The sequence below is a fragment of the Chryseobacterium sp. Leaf201 genome, assembly GCF_001421435.1.
GTDB lineage: Bacteria > Bacteroidota > Bacteroidia > Flavobacteriales > Weeksellaceae > Chryseobacterium.
This window is the reverse complement of the sequence record NZ_LMKA01000035.1, coordinates 42,171-54,796: the sequence shown is the minus strand read 5'-3', so window position 1 is coordinate 54,796 and position 12,626 is coordinate 42,171. Positions and strand designations below refer to the sequence as shown.

Below are 12,626 nucleotides of genomic sequence, written 5' to 3'. Positions count from 1 at the left end.
ATAATTGCCCATCACCCATTACTTATTACTAATTAATTATGTCAAACACGATCTGGGAAAATTTAGTAAAAAAGCAGCTTAAAACAGACGATATTTACTCCGTTCTTACCAAAGAAAACCTGGAAGGAATTGAGGTGAAACCTTTTTATGATTCGGTTTCCGATCCTTTGGTAAACCTGCCTAAAATTGAAGAAAGCACCCATCTGGTAGCAAGATATCACGAAAGCCTGGAAGAAGATGTTTTCGCATTCCTTCTGGATCATAATGTTGAAAACCTTGAGCAGAAAACAATATTTGTTGACAATATTGATCTGGCAGGGCACATCAGCCCGAAAGAAGAAGATCAGTATTTTTCTCTAATTGACGTGTTTGATGAAACAAAAGCGGAGATTAATGACCAGCTGGTGAAAGAATTACGGGCAAAACAATTCAGAAGAAACATCTGTGTAGATATTTCCCTTCACCAGAACGCCGGTGCCTCCATCTGCCAGCAGTTGGGAATTGCTCTGGCAAAGACTAAAGAATTAACGGAACTTTACGGACCCGAAATCTTAATGAAACTGATTTTCAGGATTGCTGTCGGAGGAAATTATTTCTTCGAAATGGCAAAATTGAGAGCCTTTAAAATCATCTTTAATCAGTTTTCAAAAGAATATGATTTGGATGAAATTCCCTATATTTTTGCCGAAACCTCGTTGAGGAACAAAGCCGTTTCAGATCATGAAAATAACCTGATCCGTTCCACGCTGGAACTGGCTTCTGCCATGATTGCCGGTGCCGATGCGGTGTTCAGCAACAATTACCTGGTGGATGAAAGTACGGATATTTCTGAAGAAATTTCATTTAAACAGCAGATTGTTTTAGCCTATGAAAGCATCATCAATGTGTTTGAAGATGCCTCTAACGGCAGCTATTATGTGGAGGATGTAACGCGGCAGATGGCTGAAAAGTCATGGACCCTGTTCGTGGAAATTGAAGAAGCCGGCGGTTATCTTGAGCTTTTAAAGCAGGGCGTTATCCAGAAAAAAATCTATGACCATGCTGTTGAGGAACAGAAATGGGTAGAGGAAGGAAAAATAAAACTGATCGGTGTTAATCTGTACCCGAAATTAGAGGTTAAAAAGTCGGTTCAGGAGCTTTACAGTGAAAAGGAGATTAAAGCTGTCCGTTGGGCTGAAATGTTTGAATAGTAATAATGAAAGAAAAACTGGCTGACCTGTTTGAGTATACCTTTCATTTCAACAAAGAGATGATTACGGTTATTTCTGAGAATATTTCCGGAGTTGACGAAAAAATAATCAGCCTGATTAATCACACGCTGAATGCCCAGCAGGTCTGGAATTCCCGTATTTCAGGAGAGGCATCTTTTGAAGTCTGGCAGATCAATCCTTTCGAAACCCTGCAGGAGATCAATCAGTTGAATTTTAAAAAAAGCATCGCGATTGTTAAAGATTTCGATCTTGATCAAAAGATAACATATCAAAACTCCAGGGGAACAGAATTTGAAAATGCCGTCTTTGAAATGCTTTTTCAGGCGATTAATCATTCCACCTATCACAGAGGGCAGATCAATTCTTTGCTAAAGCAACACGGGATTGAACCTTTGCTGACGGATTATATTTTTTATAAAAGATAATTTTAACACCCACAGATTTCACAGATTTTCATGGATTTTTTACATTTGCGGTAAACATAAACAAATGAATGAAAACGAATTAAGTTTTAATATTAGAAAATCTATATTTTCTGTTTATAATGAATTAGGTCCGGGGTTATTGGAAAAAGTTTACGAAAAAATATTAGTCCATGAACTGAAAAGTTTAGGATTAAATGTTAATCATCAGGTTTCAATTCCGATAAAATATAAAGGTATATTGATCGATTCAAGCTTCATAGCGGATATTATAGTAAACGAAAAAGTAATTATTGAGATAAAATCAATTCCGGAAATAAATAACGTTCATCACAAACAGCTATTGACATACTTAAAACTAAGCGGACTAAAATTAGGAATATTAGTTAATTTTAATACTGATCATATAGATAAAAATATTTTCCGGAAAATAAACGGAACATTCTAATCATAATCATAACCATCTGTGAAATCTGTGGGAAATAAGCTACTGAATAAAGAAATCCAGGAATACATCAATGCAAATCTAAAGACTGATCTGCACGCCTTGCTGCTGAAAAAGTCCCCGTTTCCGGAAGTCTCCATGCAGGAAATCGTTCAGCAGATCAAAGGAAAGCAGGTAGCACAGAAGAAGTTTCCGTTTCTGCTTAATGACGGAATTATTTTTCCGCCACAGCTTAATTTAGAGCAGTCGTCTTCAGAAAAAACAGCGCGGTATAAATCTGAAATCCTTCACGGTAAAAAGTTTATCGACTTAACAAGCGGTTTCGGAATCGATGCCTATTATCTGTCCCAAAATTTTGAAGACATAACACTTGTCGAACAAAATACAGAACTTTTAGAAACCGTACAGCATAACTGGACTGTTTTAGGGAGAAAGGCAGCATTTGTCAATCAGAAACTGGAAGATTTCCTTCAGTATAACAAAGAAATATTCGACGTTATCTATCTTGATCCTGCCCGGAGGGATACCCATAAAAATAAAGTTTTCCTGCTGGAAGATTTATCACCGGACATTTTAGAGATTCAGGAGAAATTACTTGCTTTTTCAGACAAAGTAGTGATTAAATTGTCGCCCCTGATCGACTTGACATACCTTGTTTCTGTATTACCGGATGTATTCAGGATTGATATCATTGCCGTAAAAAATGATGTGAAAGAAGTGGTTGTTTTTCTTTCTAAAGATAAATCAGGTGAAGTTTTCTGTAACTGTATTAATTTAGAAAGCGGCGAACCGGATTTTAATTTTAAGTTTAATAAAGAAAAAAATGCTCTCTCAGCATATTCGGAGCCTGAAAAGTTTATCTATATTCCCAATCATTCCGTTTTAAAAGCAGGTATTTTTAATTTGATTTCAGAAAGATTTGCCCTGAAAAAGCTTCATCCCAATACCCATCTCTACACATCACATGATAAGGTTGAAGGCTTTCCGGGAAGGATGCTTGAAATGGAAGTTATTGAAGCCAAACAGGTTAAAAAGAAAAGCCAGTACAACATTATTTCAAAAAACCATCCCCTGACACCGGAGCAGATCAGGAAAAAGTACAGCCTGAAAGACGGCGGAGAAAACTATCTTATCTTTACCCAATCCGTAAAAGGGAAAATAATTTTAAAATCAGTCTAAAAATGTTGCCGTAAAATGCATTATTTCTTAATTTTGGGCAATTAAAAATTAAACATGAAATCGTTTGCGGTTAAAATAAATAGACCCGCTGCAATAATGCGATTCCATATGACCTTTAAAAAATAAATTTTACATATGAAAAAATTAGTTATATGTTTAGCCATTGCTGCTGTTGCTGTAAGCTGTAAGAAAATCCAGGCCGGTGGTAACAAGAAAGTTATCAAGCTTGAAGAGGGTGTTGAGAGGTATTCTGATGACGAGCAGACAAGCGGTGAGCAGGATAATCTTTCTGACTACAGAGGCGACGCACACGACGGGCATGAAACACCTGTGAAAACAGACACCGCAGGTGCACCGGCACATAAACCGGAAGACGGAAGACATTCTGATGCCACCCCTATACCGCAGGGATCTCAGACTCCGAAGGCTGAACATTAATTATTGAAAATATAAAAGGATCCTGCAGAAATGCAGGATATTTTTTTGACCTCTACTGATTACTTTGATTTAATAAAGAAACAGGATTCAGGAAAATTATAATGATTTTGTTTGTTCCTGCGGGGCAATTTTTTTACTTTTAACAAAATAAAATTTTAGAATGCAAGAGACGTTAAATTACATCAACGAAAACAAACAGCGTTTTGTGGATGAGTTATTTGAATTACTGAGAATCCCTTCTATTTCTGCAGATCCTGCCTACAAAGATGATGTATTGAAGTGTGCGGACGTTGTAGCCGGATACCTTAAAGATGCTGGTGCAGACCATGTGGAAGTCTGCCAGACCAAGGGGTATCCTATCGTTTACGGAGATAAAATTTTAGATACAGACCTGCCGACAGTTCTTGTGTACGGACATTATGACGTTCAGCCCGCAGATCCGCTGGAATTATGGACCAAGCCTCCTTTTGAGCCCTATATTGAAAAAACGGAGCTTCACCCTGACGGAGCAATTTTCGCACGAGGTTCTGCAGACGATAAAGGCCAGTTTTTCATGCATCTTAAGGCTTTTGAAGCGATGATGAAAACAAATACGCTTCCCTGCAATGTTAAATTTATTTTAGAAGGTGAAGAAGAAGTGGGCTCAATAAGTCTGGGCGATTTCGTTAATGAAAATAAGGAAAAATTAGCCTGTGACTGTATCCTGATTTCTGATACACATATTTACAGCAACGAGCAGCCAACGGTAACTACAGGATTGAGAGGCTTAAGCTATGTGGAAGTTGAAGTTGAAGGACCGAACAGAGACCTTCATTCCGGACTTTACGGAGGCGCGGTTCCGAACCCGATTCATGTGCTTTCCAGAATGATCGCCAATCTGATTGATGAAGACGGACATATCACCATTGACGGTTTTTATGACAATGTAGAAGCAGTCTCCGATGCGGACAGAGCTGATATGAATAAGCTGAAAGACAATCCTGAAGAATTCAAAAAATCCATCGGATTGAGTGGAGTGGAAGGCGAAAAAGGATATACCACGCTTGAAAGAACCTCCATCCGTCCTACATTAGATTGTAACGGAATCTGGGGCGGCTATACCGGGGAAGGAGCAAAAACAGTGATTCCTTCCAAAGCTTTTGCAAAAATTTCAATGCGTCTGGTGCCATATCAGACTCCGGAAGAAATCACAGAGAAGTTTACAGCCTATTTTAAGAAAATTGCTCCAGACAATGTTAAAGTAAAAGTGACGCCGCACCACGGAGGAATGCCATACGTTTTGCCAACAGCAACCAAAGAATTTTCAGCAGCAAAACAGGCAATGGAAACCGCTTTCGGAAAAGAAGTCCTTCCGTACAGAGGTGGTGGAAGTATTCCAATCACAGCCATGTTTGAGCAGGTACTGGGTGCTAAATCTGTTTTGATGGGATTTGGATTGGATTCAGATGCGATCCACTCTCCAAACGAACATTACGGATTGTTCAATTTCTATAAAGGTATTGAAAGTATTCCGCTGTTTTTTGATAATTATGCGAAGTAGTAATTTTTAAATAAAATAATGAGTCCTTAAGAGTTTCTTTTAAGGATTTTTTATATATTAGCAACAAATATTTAAAAATCTATTATGAAAAAAACTTTACTTTTTGCTTCTGCAATTCTTTTTTCAAGTTTTGCTTTTGGGCAGGTTATTGATAACCAAAATTTCAATAGTTTAACAGCGGGTAATGTGGGAACCAATTTTACAGGGACAACAGCCGGTCAGGGAGGTTATTTTCTGATCAACGGTTCAGCTGCAGATTATCAGATTGCTACCATCGATGCAGCTCATGCAAATTCTTTAAGAGTTGCTGCAGGAGCGGGTTATACGGGAGCAACTACAGATCCTAATAATCATATTGTTGTAAAACCAGTAGCTGTAGATGCTACTACCGGTAATAACATTATCAAAACCACTTATAGCTTCTATACAGGTTCAGCAAATGGAGCCGGTCAGATTTATTTTACATTGTTTGACGATGGTACATCACCAGCAGTAATTGAAGGTCTTATCTATAATGTTGCTACAAAAACAATCACAGCAGGAGGCACGCTTACTAATTCAGGTGTCAGACAGTTTTTTGGAATTAAAGTATTGGGAGCCACTTACCCTGCAAATACCTGGGTAACCGTAGGAATGACTTATAATATGACGACAGGTGTAATGAGTTGGTATACTCCTCAGGAAAGTTATACATTCTCATCCCCTCCTGCAGGATATGCTTTGGTTCCGGGATTGGATATCGGGCAATACCGTACATATAATATTAATGCAACTGGAAATACTACAGCATACACTTGGGCAATTGATGATGTAAACATTAGTTACTCTAATAATATTGTTTTAGCAGCCGACGAAGTTTCAAAAATCAAAGCAGATAATACAGAAATTTTCCCTAATCCTGTAGTTGATTATTTAACAATTAAATCTGATGCAAAAGTCAATAAAGTGGAAGTTTATGATATGTCAGGAAGAAAGGTAAATGCTATATTAAATGAAAACAAGGTAAATGTTGCAGACCTTACTTCAGGAAATTACATTATTAACATTGAAACGAAAGAAGGAAAAGTCTCTAAAAAATTCATCAAAAAATAAATTACTGACAAATGTTAGTTAGTAAAAACGCTCCAATCGGAGCGTTTTTCTTATTTTTAAGAACTAAATCTAAAATTATGATAGAAAATAAAGTTGCTTATATTACAGGCGGCACAAAAGGCATTGGCTTGGGGATTGCAAAAATTTTACTTGAAAACGGAGCTTCAGTAGCATTTTCGGGAAGAAAGAAAGATGAAGTGGAAAAAGTAGAGCAGGAGCTGAAACAATATTCAGATAATGTTCTGGGGATTGTTTCCGATGTAAGAAGCTTAGAAAATGAAGCAGCAGCAGTACAGCATATCAAAGAAAAATTCGGGAAGCTTGATTTTGTTATTGCCAATGCAGGACTGGGCGTTTTCAAGCCGGTAGACCAGCTGACGACAGAAGAATGGAATGATATGATTGAAACCAATCTGACAGGCGTTTTTTATACACTGAAAGCTTCTGTGGAAGAACTTAAAAAGACAGAAGGATATTATATCACCATTGCAAGTCTGGCAGGTGCAAATTTCTTTGAAAACGGATCAGGATACAATGCTTCGAAATTCGGAGTGGTGGGCTTTACCCAGGCTGCCATGATCGATTTAAGGAAATATAACATCAAATCAACGGTTATTATGCCCGGTTCCGTAGCTACCCATTTCAATGGAAATGTCCCGTCAGATAAAGATGCGTGGAAAATCCAGCCGGAAGATATGGGCAATCTGGTTCTGGACATTTTAAAAATGAATCCGAGGGTTTTACCCAGCAAGATTGAGTTCAGGGCAACAAAGCCGGCCAACTGAAAAACATCTAATGCGCTGAATAATAAATTCATAAGTATTATGCATGCATAATATATTTTTTATTTATATTAGCAAGGTAAATTTAAACAGAATTCCGGTATGAAATTTAAGGTTTATATCGGGAGAAACAGTAAACAGTATACATGAAACCGAAATGTTTCATAGCGCAACGAAAAATTTAAAACAACATATATGAAAATATTAGTTTGTATAAGTAGTGTTCCGGATACTACTTCCAAAATTAACTTTACAGCAGATAAATCTGCTTTCGACAAAAACGGTATTCAGTGGGTCATCAACCCGTTAGATGAATTTGCACTGACAAAAGCCATTAAGCTTCAGGAATCCCAGGGTGCAACGGTAACGGTAATCAATGTAGGGGATGCTGTTACAGAACCTGTGATCAGAAAAGCTCTGGCCATCGGTGCCAATGATGCGGTAAGGGTAAACCTTGATCCTAAAGACAGCTATTCTACAGCAAAAGAAATTGCTGCGGTGGCTCAGAACGGTGGTTATGATTTAATCCTTTGTGGTAAAGAATCCATCGATTATAATGGTGGTTCTGTTCCGGGAATGGTGGCACAGCTGTTAAACCAGCCTTTTGTAAATGCATCTGTTGGTCTTGACATAAACGGAGCTGAAGCAACAGCCGTAAGAGAAATTGAAGGAGGAAAAGAAACCATCTCTGTAAAATTACCGGCAGTTATCGCAGGACAGAAAGGGTTGGTGGATGAAAAAGATTTGATTATCCCGAATATGAGAGGAATTATGTCGGCCAGGACAAAACCTTTGCAGGTTGTAGAAGCCACTTCTTCTGAAGTGAAAGTGCAGGGCGTTTCTTATGACAGCGTTCCGCCGAGGGCAGCTGTGAAAATGGTTTCTCCGGATAACCTGGATGAACTGGTAAGATTGCTTCACGAAGAAGCGAAGGTAATCTAAAATTGGGAGCCGGAAATCAGAAGAAGAATGTTTTAATTCAGCTTTTGAGTCCCATCTTTTCAATTATTAAATTTTTAATCTTTAAATTAATTTAAAATGGCAGTATTCGTATACGCAGAAAATATAAACGGAGTTTACAAAAAGGCGGCTTTTGAAGCTGTTTCCTATGCCAAATCAGTAGCAGATCAGGCAGGTGAAACGGTTACGGCAATTTCTGTAAACCCTACAGATTCTTCAGATTTATTGTATAAGTATGGAGCGTCGAATGTAATCAATATCAAAGATGAAGGTCTTAAAAATTTCTCAGCAAAAGCTTATGCACAGGCTGTAAAAGAAGTGGCGGACGGAAACATTATCGTTTTCCCTCACACCACGGATGCTTCTTCCATTGCTCCGATGCTGGCAGTAATGAACGGGTATTCTTTAATTACCAATGTACTGGAAACTCCGGAAAGCGTTTCTCCGCTTCAGGTGAAGAGAAGGGCATTTTCAGGAAAAGGTTTCATGCATGCCAAAGCGGAAGGAACGGGTGTAATCATCACCGTGTCCCAGAATGCTTTCGGGGTGAAGGAAAACCCGGTATCAGGTTCTGAAGAAGTAAAGGAATTATCTGTTGCCAATGAAGATACAAAAGTAATTTCTCACGAACAGAGTTCAGGGAAATTGGATCTTAAAGAAGCGGAAATCGTAGTATCTGCAGGAAGAGGGATGAAAGGTCCTGAAAACTGGGGAATGATCGAAGATTTGGCAGGCGTTCTTGGAGCGGCTACAGCATGTTCCAAACCGGTTTCAGATATCGGATGGAGGCCTCATACAGAACACGTAGGGCAGACCGGTAAAGCAATTGCCCCGAATCTGTACATTGCAGTAGGGATTTCAGGAGCAATCCAGCATTTGGCCGGAGTAAACTCTTCCAAAACAATTGTTGTTATCAACAGTGATCCTGAATCTCCTTTTTATAAATCAGCAGATTACGGTGTTGTAGGGGATGCTTTCCAGATTATTCCTGCTTTAACAGAGAAGATCAAAGCACTTAAAGGATAAAATACCGTTATTGCATTTGCCTCGCAGATCAATAATGAATTTAAAACCATAACGAAGTTAATTCACATATAAAAGCCCCTTCCCGGGCTTTTATTTTTGTCTAAAAAGTAAAAAAAATTTTGAAAATTAATCTATATTTGTAGCCATGGATTATAAACAGCTAATTATTCGCGGAATATCGTACAGCCAGACTCAATCCGGGGCGTACGCATTGTTATTGGAACATGAAGAAACTCATATAAAGCTACCTGTTGTTATAGGCAATTTCGAGGCGCAATCCATTTCCCTCGGCCTGGAGAAAGATATTCATCCGCCCCGTCCTCTTACCCATGATTTGTTTACAAAATTTATTGTTTCTGCCAATTATGAACTGGTGTCCGTAATCATTTATCAGATTGTAGACGGCGTGTTTTTTTCAAATATCAATTTTAAGAATAAAAGCAACGAAGAAGAGCTGATTCTTGATGCCCGGACTTCTGATGCGGTGGCCATGGCCGTAAGGTTTGATGCCCCGATCTTTACTACCCAGCAGGTACTTAATGAAGCCGGAATTTTGCTGGAACTGGAAGATGTATCCAAAGAAGAACAGCCGTTTTCAGAAACCCTTCAGACTGAAGAAGATAATTTAAAGTCCGTTTCCATGGAAGAGCTTCAGAAATTACTGGAGGAAGCCGTAAAAGAAGAAGACTTCGATACCGCTTTGGAGATTCAGGAAGAAATCAAAAGAAGAAAAAAGAAAATCGATTAAGATATTATATATAAATAATGAGTTTAAAATTACGATTGACCATCCTCAGTTTTCTGCAGTTTGGCGTTTGGGGAGCTTATCTTACTTCAATGGGAAACTATTTGGGATCTGTAGGATTGGGATCAAAAATTGGACTTTTCTATGCAATGCAGGGGATTGTATCTATTTTTATGCCCGCTATTATGGGGATCATTGCAGATCGATGGATTCAGGCTCAAAAACTTCTTGGGATTTCGCATTTTCTTGCAGCAGTTTTCTTGATTTGGGCAGGTTATTACGGAATGACAGCAGGAGATAGTGTTGAGTTTTCTAAACTATTCCTTCTGTACAGTTTAAGTGTTACTTTTTACATGCCGACCATTGCACTTTCAAATTCTGTTGCATATACAGTTTTGGTCAATAATAATTATGATACCATTAAATCTTTCCCACCAATTCGTACCTTAGGAACGGTAGGTTTTATCTGTGCAATGTTGTTTGTAAATTTTGCAGGTATTCAGGATGGAAGTTTAGTCTTTAATTTCTCAAATAAAACTGATTTTCCAAGTTTACAAAACAGCTATAATCAGTTTTTTGTGTCTGGTATTTTAGGAATTATATTGTTTATTTATTCATTCACTTTGCCAAATTGTGAAGTTAATAAAAGTGATGAAAAGAGGACATTGTCAGATGCTTTGGGTTTAAAAGCTTTTGCTCTTTTCAAAGAGAAAAAAATGGCAATTTTTTTTATATTTTCTATGTTTCTGGGGGTTTCATTACAAATAACCAATGGTTACGCAAATCCATTCATCACAAGTTTTAAAGCAATTCCGGAATATGCGAATACGTGGGGCTCAAATAATGCAAATGCATTAATTTCGTTATCACAAGTATCAGAAACACTTTGTATTTTATTAATCCCATTCTTTTTAAAAAGATACGGGATAAAAAAAGTAATGCTGATGGCAATGTTTGCATGGGTCTTAAGATTCGGATTATTTGCGACCGGAAATCCTGGTGGAGGAGTTTGGATGTTTGTTCTTTCAATGATTGTCTACGGTATTGCATTCGATTTCTTTAATGTATCCGGATCACTTTTCGTAGATAAAGAGACCCATAAAAGTATCCGCTCAAGTGCACAAGGTGTATTTATGATGATGACAAATGGCTTTGGAGCAACTATTGGCATGTTAGGCGCTCAGGAAGTGGTTAATCACTTCGTTTTTTCACAGGCAGACCCAATTTTACAGCTTGAAGGATGGAAGACTTCATGGTATATTTTTGCAGGGTATGCATTAGTTGTTACGATCTTATTTGCAGTAATTTTTAAGCACAAACACAACCCCGCAGAAATTGCAGAGATCAAACATTAATTTTATAGTGTTGATAATTAATAAATTAAATTGCATTTTTTAAAAAAAATGCAATTTTTTTGTTTTTAAGGCAACCTTTTAGAAAATAGTACGTCTTACAGATAGAAACTGAAACATGAGGAATCTGGAACAGAATTTTAAACTGGCAAAAGAACAGGACCGGCGGGGGCAGAAGGCTCTCTACGAAATGTTTTCGGCGAAAATGCTGGCCATTGCAAATTCTTATGTCAACAACATCCATGATGCAGAAGACATCTTAATGAATTCCTTTTTTACCTGTTTTTCTAAAATTGACGACTGCAGGGAATGGAAAAGCTTCCAGTTCTGGCTGAGGAAAATTGTGGTGAATAATTCCATCAACTTTATCCGCAAAAGCAAAAATATTCTGTATACCGATGTAGAAGTTGAAGAAATTGGAAATGTTGATCAGTCGTGGGATGAAGAAGAAATGGAAGAGCTCAATATGGAAGAAATTTTTTCTGCAATGCCGGACGGCTACAGGCTGATTTTTAACCTGTATGTATTTGAAGAAAAAAAGCATCACGAAATTGCAGAAATCCTGAATATTTCTGAAGGCACCAGCAAAAGCCAGCTGAGCAAATCTAAAAAATGGATTGTAGACTTTTTAAAAAAAAGAAAAGATGAAAAAAAATATGCTGAATAAATGGAAGTCTGATTATGAAGAAATTGAAATAAAACCTTCAGCAGATCTCTGGGACAGGCTGGATCATCAACTGGACAGTCATAAGAAAAGCGAACCCAGATCTTACGGGCAATGGTGGAAGTATGCTGCCATCATATTGATGATGGTTTCTGTAGGAACGGTGATTTATTTTAATGGATATAAAAACATGATTGATGATAAACAAACAAAGGTAATGGCAAAAAATGCCTTAAAAAATAAAATAAACCCAATAAATGTAGATTCTGAACACCAGAATATACTTCCAAATCAGGAAGTTCTTGAAGGAAAAACAGATAAAGTCATAGCAAAAATTCCGGAAGGTAATACACCTGAAGTTTCTGTTCAGAAGAAAGAAGAAATAAGGAATCAGGACCGGGATCAATCCCAGACTCAGGTTTTAGTACAGCATCAGACAGACAAGGCTCAGCCTGAAATCATCATCAATAAAAATGAAAAAGCAGCAGGATTTACTCAGAATCCTGTTGTTTTAGCAGAAACAAAAAAAGCAAAACCGGGTTACATCAATGCAGATGAACTTCTTCTGGGAAGGGAATTTGACAAGACCCGCGAGAATACAGCGAAGGAAGAAAGGAAATTTGGCGTATTCAGACTGAAAAAAGTCGTTCCGAATGTAGACAATGTCACCGTACTGGGTGTGAAAGTCTACATCGATCCAAAATAAATATCAGACATTTTAAAAATTATAATACTGTTCATAAAAAGAACGGTGCCTAACCCTGACTAAA

At 37.7% G+C, this 12,626-nt stretch carries 14 protein-coding genes; all 14 read left to right on the top strand.

The window, feature by feature from the left end; translation table 11 throughout:
• Window positions 1-38 precede the first annotated feature (38 nt).
• The 14 genes from ASE55_RS03570 (at window position 39) to ASE55_RS03505 (ending at window position 12,562) form a co-directional block, all read left to right on the top strand.
• The gene (locus ASE55_RS03570; RefSeq protein WP_056215657.1) at window positions 39-1,190 is read left to right on the top strand and encodes a methylmalonyl-CoA mutase family protein; all 1,152 of its coding nucleotides are present in this window, start codon (window positions 39-41) and stop codon (window positions 1,188-1,190) included.
• A 5-nt stretch (window positions 1,191-1,195) separates the two neighbouring features.
• Window positions 1,196-1,636, top strand: coding sequence for a DinB family protein (locus ASE55_RS03565; RefSeq protein WP_056215654.1), 441 nt, complete (start codon window positions 1,196-1,198; stop codon window positions 1,634-1,636).
• A 64-nt stretch (window positions 1,637-1,700) separates the two neighbouring features.
• Window positions 1,701-2,081, top strand: coding sequence for a GxxExxY protein (locus ASE55_RS03560; RefSeq protein ID WP_056215650.1), 381 nt, complete (start codon window positions 1,701-1,703; stop codon window positions 2,079-2,081).
• 27 nt (window positions 2,082-2,108) lie between these two features.
• The gene (locus tag ASE55_RS03555) at window positions 2,109-3,257 is read left to right on the top strand and encodes a THUMP-like domain-containing protein (protein ID WP_056215645.1); all 1,149 of its coding nucleotides are present in this window, start codon (window positions 2,109-2,111) and stop codon (window positions 3,255-3,257) included.
• 135 nt (window positions 3,258-3,392) lie between these two features.
• On the top strand, window positions 3,393-3,695 hold the full coding sequence (locus tag ASE55_RS03550; RefSeq protein WP_056215643.1) for a hypothetical protein: 303 nt from the start codon (window positions 3,393-3,395) through the stop codon (window positions 3,693-3,695).
• A gap of 160 nt (window positions 3,696-3,855) precedes the next feature.
• On the top strand, window positions 3,856-5,235 hold the full coding sequence (locus ASE55_RS03545; protein ID WP_056215640.1) for a dipeptidase: 1,380 nt from the start codon (window positions 3,856-3,858) through the stop codon (window positions 5,233-5,235).
• Window positions 5,236-5,319: 84 nt separating this feature from the next.
• A complete protein-coding gene (locus ASE55_RS20600; RefSeq protein WP_056215637.1) occupies window positions 5,320-6,327 on the top strand; it encodes a T9SS type A sorting domain-containing protein in 1,008 nt (335 codons plus the stop codon).
• Window positions 6,328-6,404: 77 nt separating this feature from the next.
• On the top strand, window positions 6,405-7,112 hold the full coding sequence (locus ASE55_RS03535; RefSeq protein ID WP_056215635.1) for an SDR family oxidoreductase: 708 nt from the start codon (window positions 6,405-6,407) through the stop codon (window positions 7,110-7,112).
• A 192-nt stretch (window positions 7,113-7,304) separates the two neighbouring features.
• Window positions 7,305-8,051, top strand: coding sequence for an electron transfer flavoprotein subunit beta/FixA family protein (locus tag ASE55_RS03530; RefSeq protein WP_056215632.1), 747 nt, complete (start codon window positions 7,305-7,307; stop codon window positions 8,049-8,051).
• 96 nt (window positions 8,052-8,147) lie between these two features.
• Complete coding sequence (locus ASE55_RS03525) at window positions 8,148-9,095, top strand: electron transfer flavoprotein subunit alpha/FixB family protein (RefSeq protein WP_056215629.1); 948 nt, start codon at window positions 8,148-8,150, stop codon at window positions 9,093-9,095.
• A gap of 145 nt (window positions 9,096-9,240) precedes the next feature.
• Window positions 9,241-9,843, top strand: a complete 603-nt coding sequence (locus ASE55_RS03520; RefSeq protein ID WP_056215627.1) for a bifunctional nuclease family protein — start codon at window positions 9,241-9,243, stop codon at window positions 9,841-9,843.
• A 17-nt stretch (window positions 9,844-9,860) separates the two neighbouring features.
• Window positions 9,861-11,195 carry an MFS transporter gene (locus ASE55_RS03515; RefSeq protein WP_056215624.1) on the top strand — a complete coding sequence of 445 codons (1,335 nt, stop codon included), beginning with the start codon at window positions 9,861-9,863 and terminating at the stop codon, window positions 11,193-11,195.
• Between the two features lie 115 nt (window positions 11,196-11,310).
• Window positions 11,311-11,859 (top strand): RNA polymerase sigma factor, encoded by a 549-nt coding sequence (locus tag ASE55_RS03510; RefSeq protein WP_056215622.1) that lies wholly within the window; start codon window positions 11,311-11,313, stop codon window positions 11,857-11,859.
• Entirely contained in the window at window positions 11,837-12,562 is a 726-nt protein-coding gene (locus ASE55_RS03505) for a hypothetical protein (protein WP_056215619.1), read from the top strand. Before ASE55_RS03510 ends, ASE55_RS03505 begins: the two co-directional genes overlap by 23 nt.
• Window positions 12,563-12,626: the final 64 nt, after the last annotated feature.

Bases quoted from the DNA above. Each gene is read 5' to 3' on its own strand.
- ASE55_RS03570 (WP_056215657.1), top strand. From the start codon at position 39: ATGTCAAACACGATCTGGGAAAATTTAGTAAAAAAGCAGCTTAAAACA.
- ASE55_RS03565 (WP_056215654.1), top strand. From the start codon at position 1,196: ATGAAAGAAAAACTGGCTGACCTGTTTGAGTATACCTTTCATTTCAAC.
- ASE55_RS03560 (WP_056215650.1), top strand. From the start codon at position 1,701: ATGAATGAAAACGAATTAAGTTTTAATATTAGAAAATCTATATTTTCT.
- ASE55_RS03550 (WP_056215643.1), top strand. From the start codon at position 3,393: ATGAAAAAATTAGTTATATGTTTAGCCATTGCTGCTGTTGCTGTAAGC.
- ASE55_RS03545 (WP_056215640.1), top strand. From the start codon at position 3,856: ATGCAAGAGACGTTAAATTACATCAACGAAAACAAACAGCGTTTTGTG.
- ASE55_RS20600 (WP_056215637.1), top strand. From the start codon at position 5,320: ATGAAAAAAACTTTACTTTTTGCTTCTGCAATTCTTTTTTCAAGTTTT.
- ASE55_RS03535 (WP_056215635.1), top strand. From the start codon at position 6,405: ATGATAGAAAATAAAGTTGCTTATATTACAGGCGGCACAAAAGGCATT.
- ASE55_RS03530 (WP_056215632.1), top strand. From the start codon at position 7,305: ATGAAAATATTAGTTTGTATAAGTAGTGTTCCGGATACTACTTCCAAA.
- ASE55_RS03525 (WP_056215629.1), top strand. From the start codon at position 8,148: ATGGCAGTATTCGTATACGCAGAAAATATAAACGGAGTTTACAAAAAG.
- ASE55_RS03520 (WP_056215627.1), top strand. From the start codon at position 9,241: ATGGATTATAAACAGCTAATTATTCGCGGAATATCGTACAGCCAGACT.
- ASE55_RS03515 (WP_056215624.1), top strand. From the start codon at position 9,861: ATGAGTTTAAAATTACGATTGACCATCCTCAGTTTTCTGCAGTTTGGC.
- ASE55_RS03510 (WP_056215622.1), top strand. From the start codon at position 11,311: ATGAGGAATCTGGAACAGAATTTTAAACTGGCAAAAGAACAGGACCGG.
- ASE55_RS03505 (WP_056215619.1), top strand. From the start codon at position 11,837: ATGAAAAAAAATATGCTGAATAAATGGAAGTCTGATTATGAAGAAATT.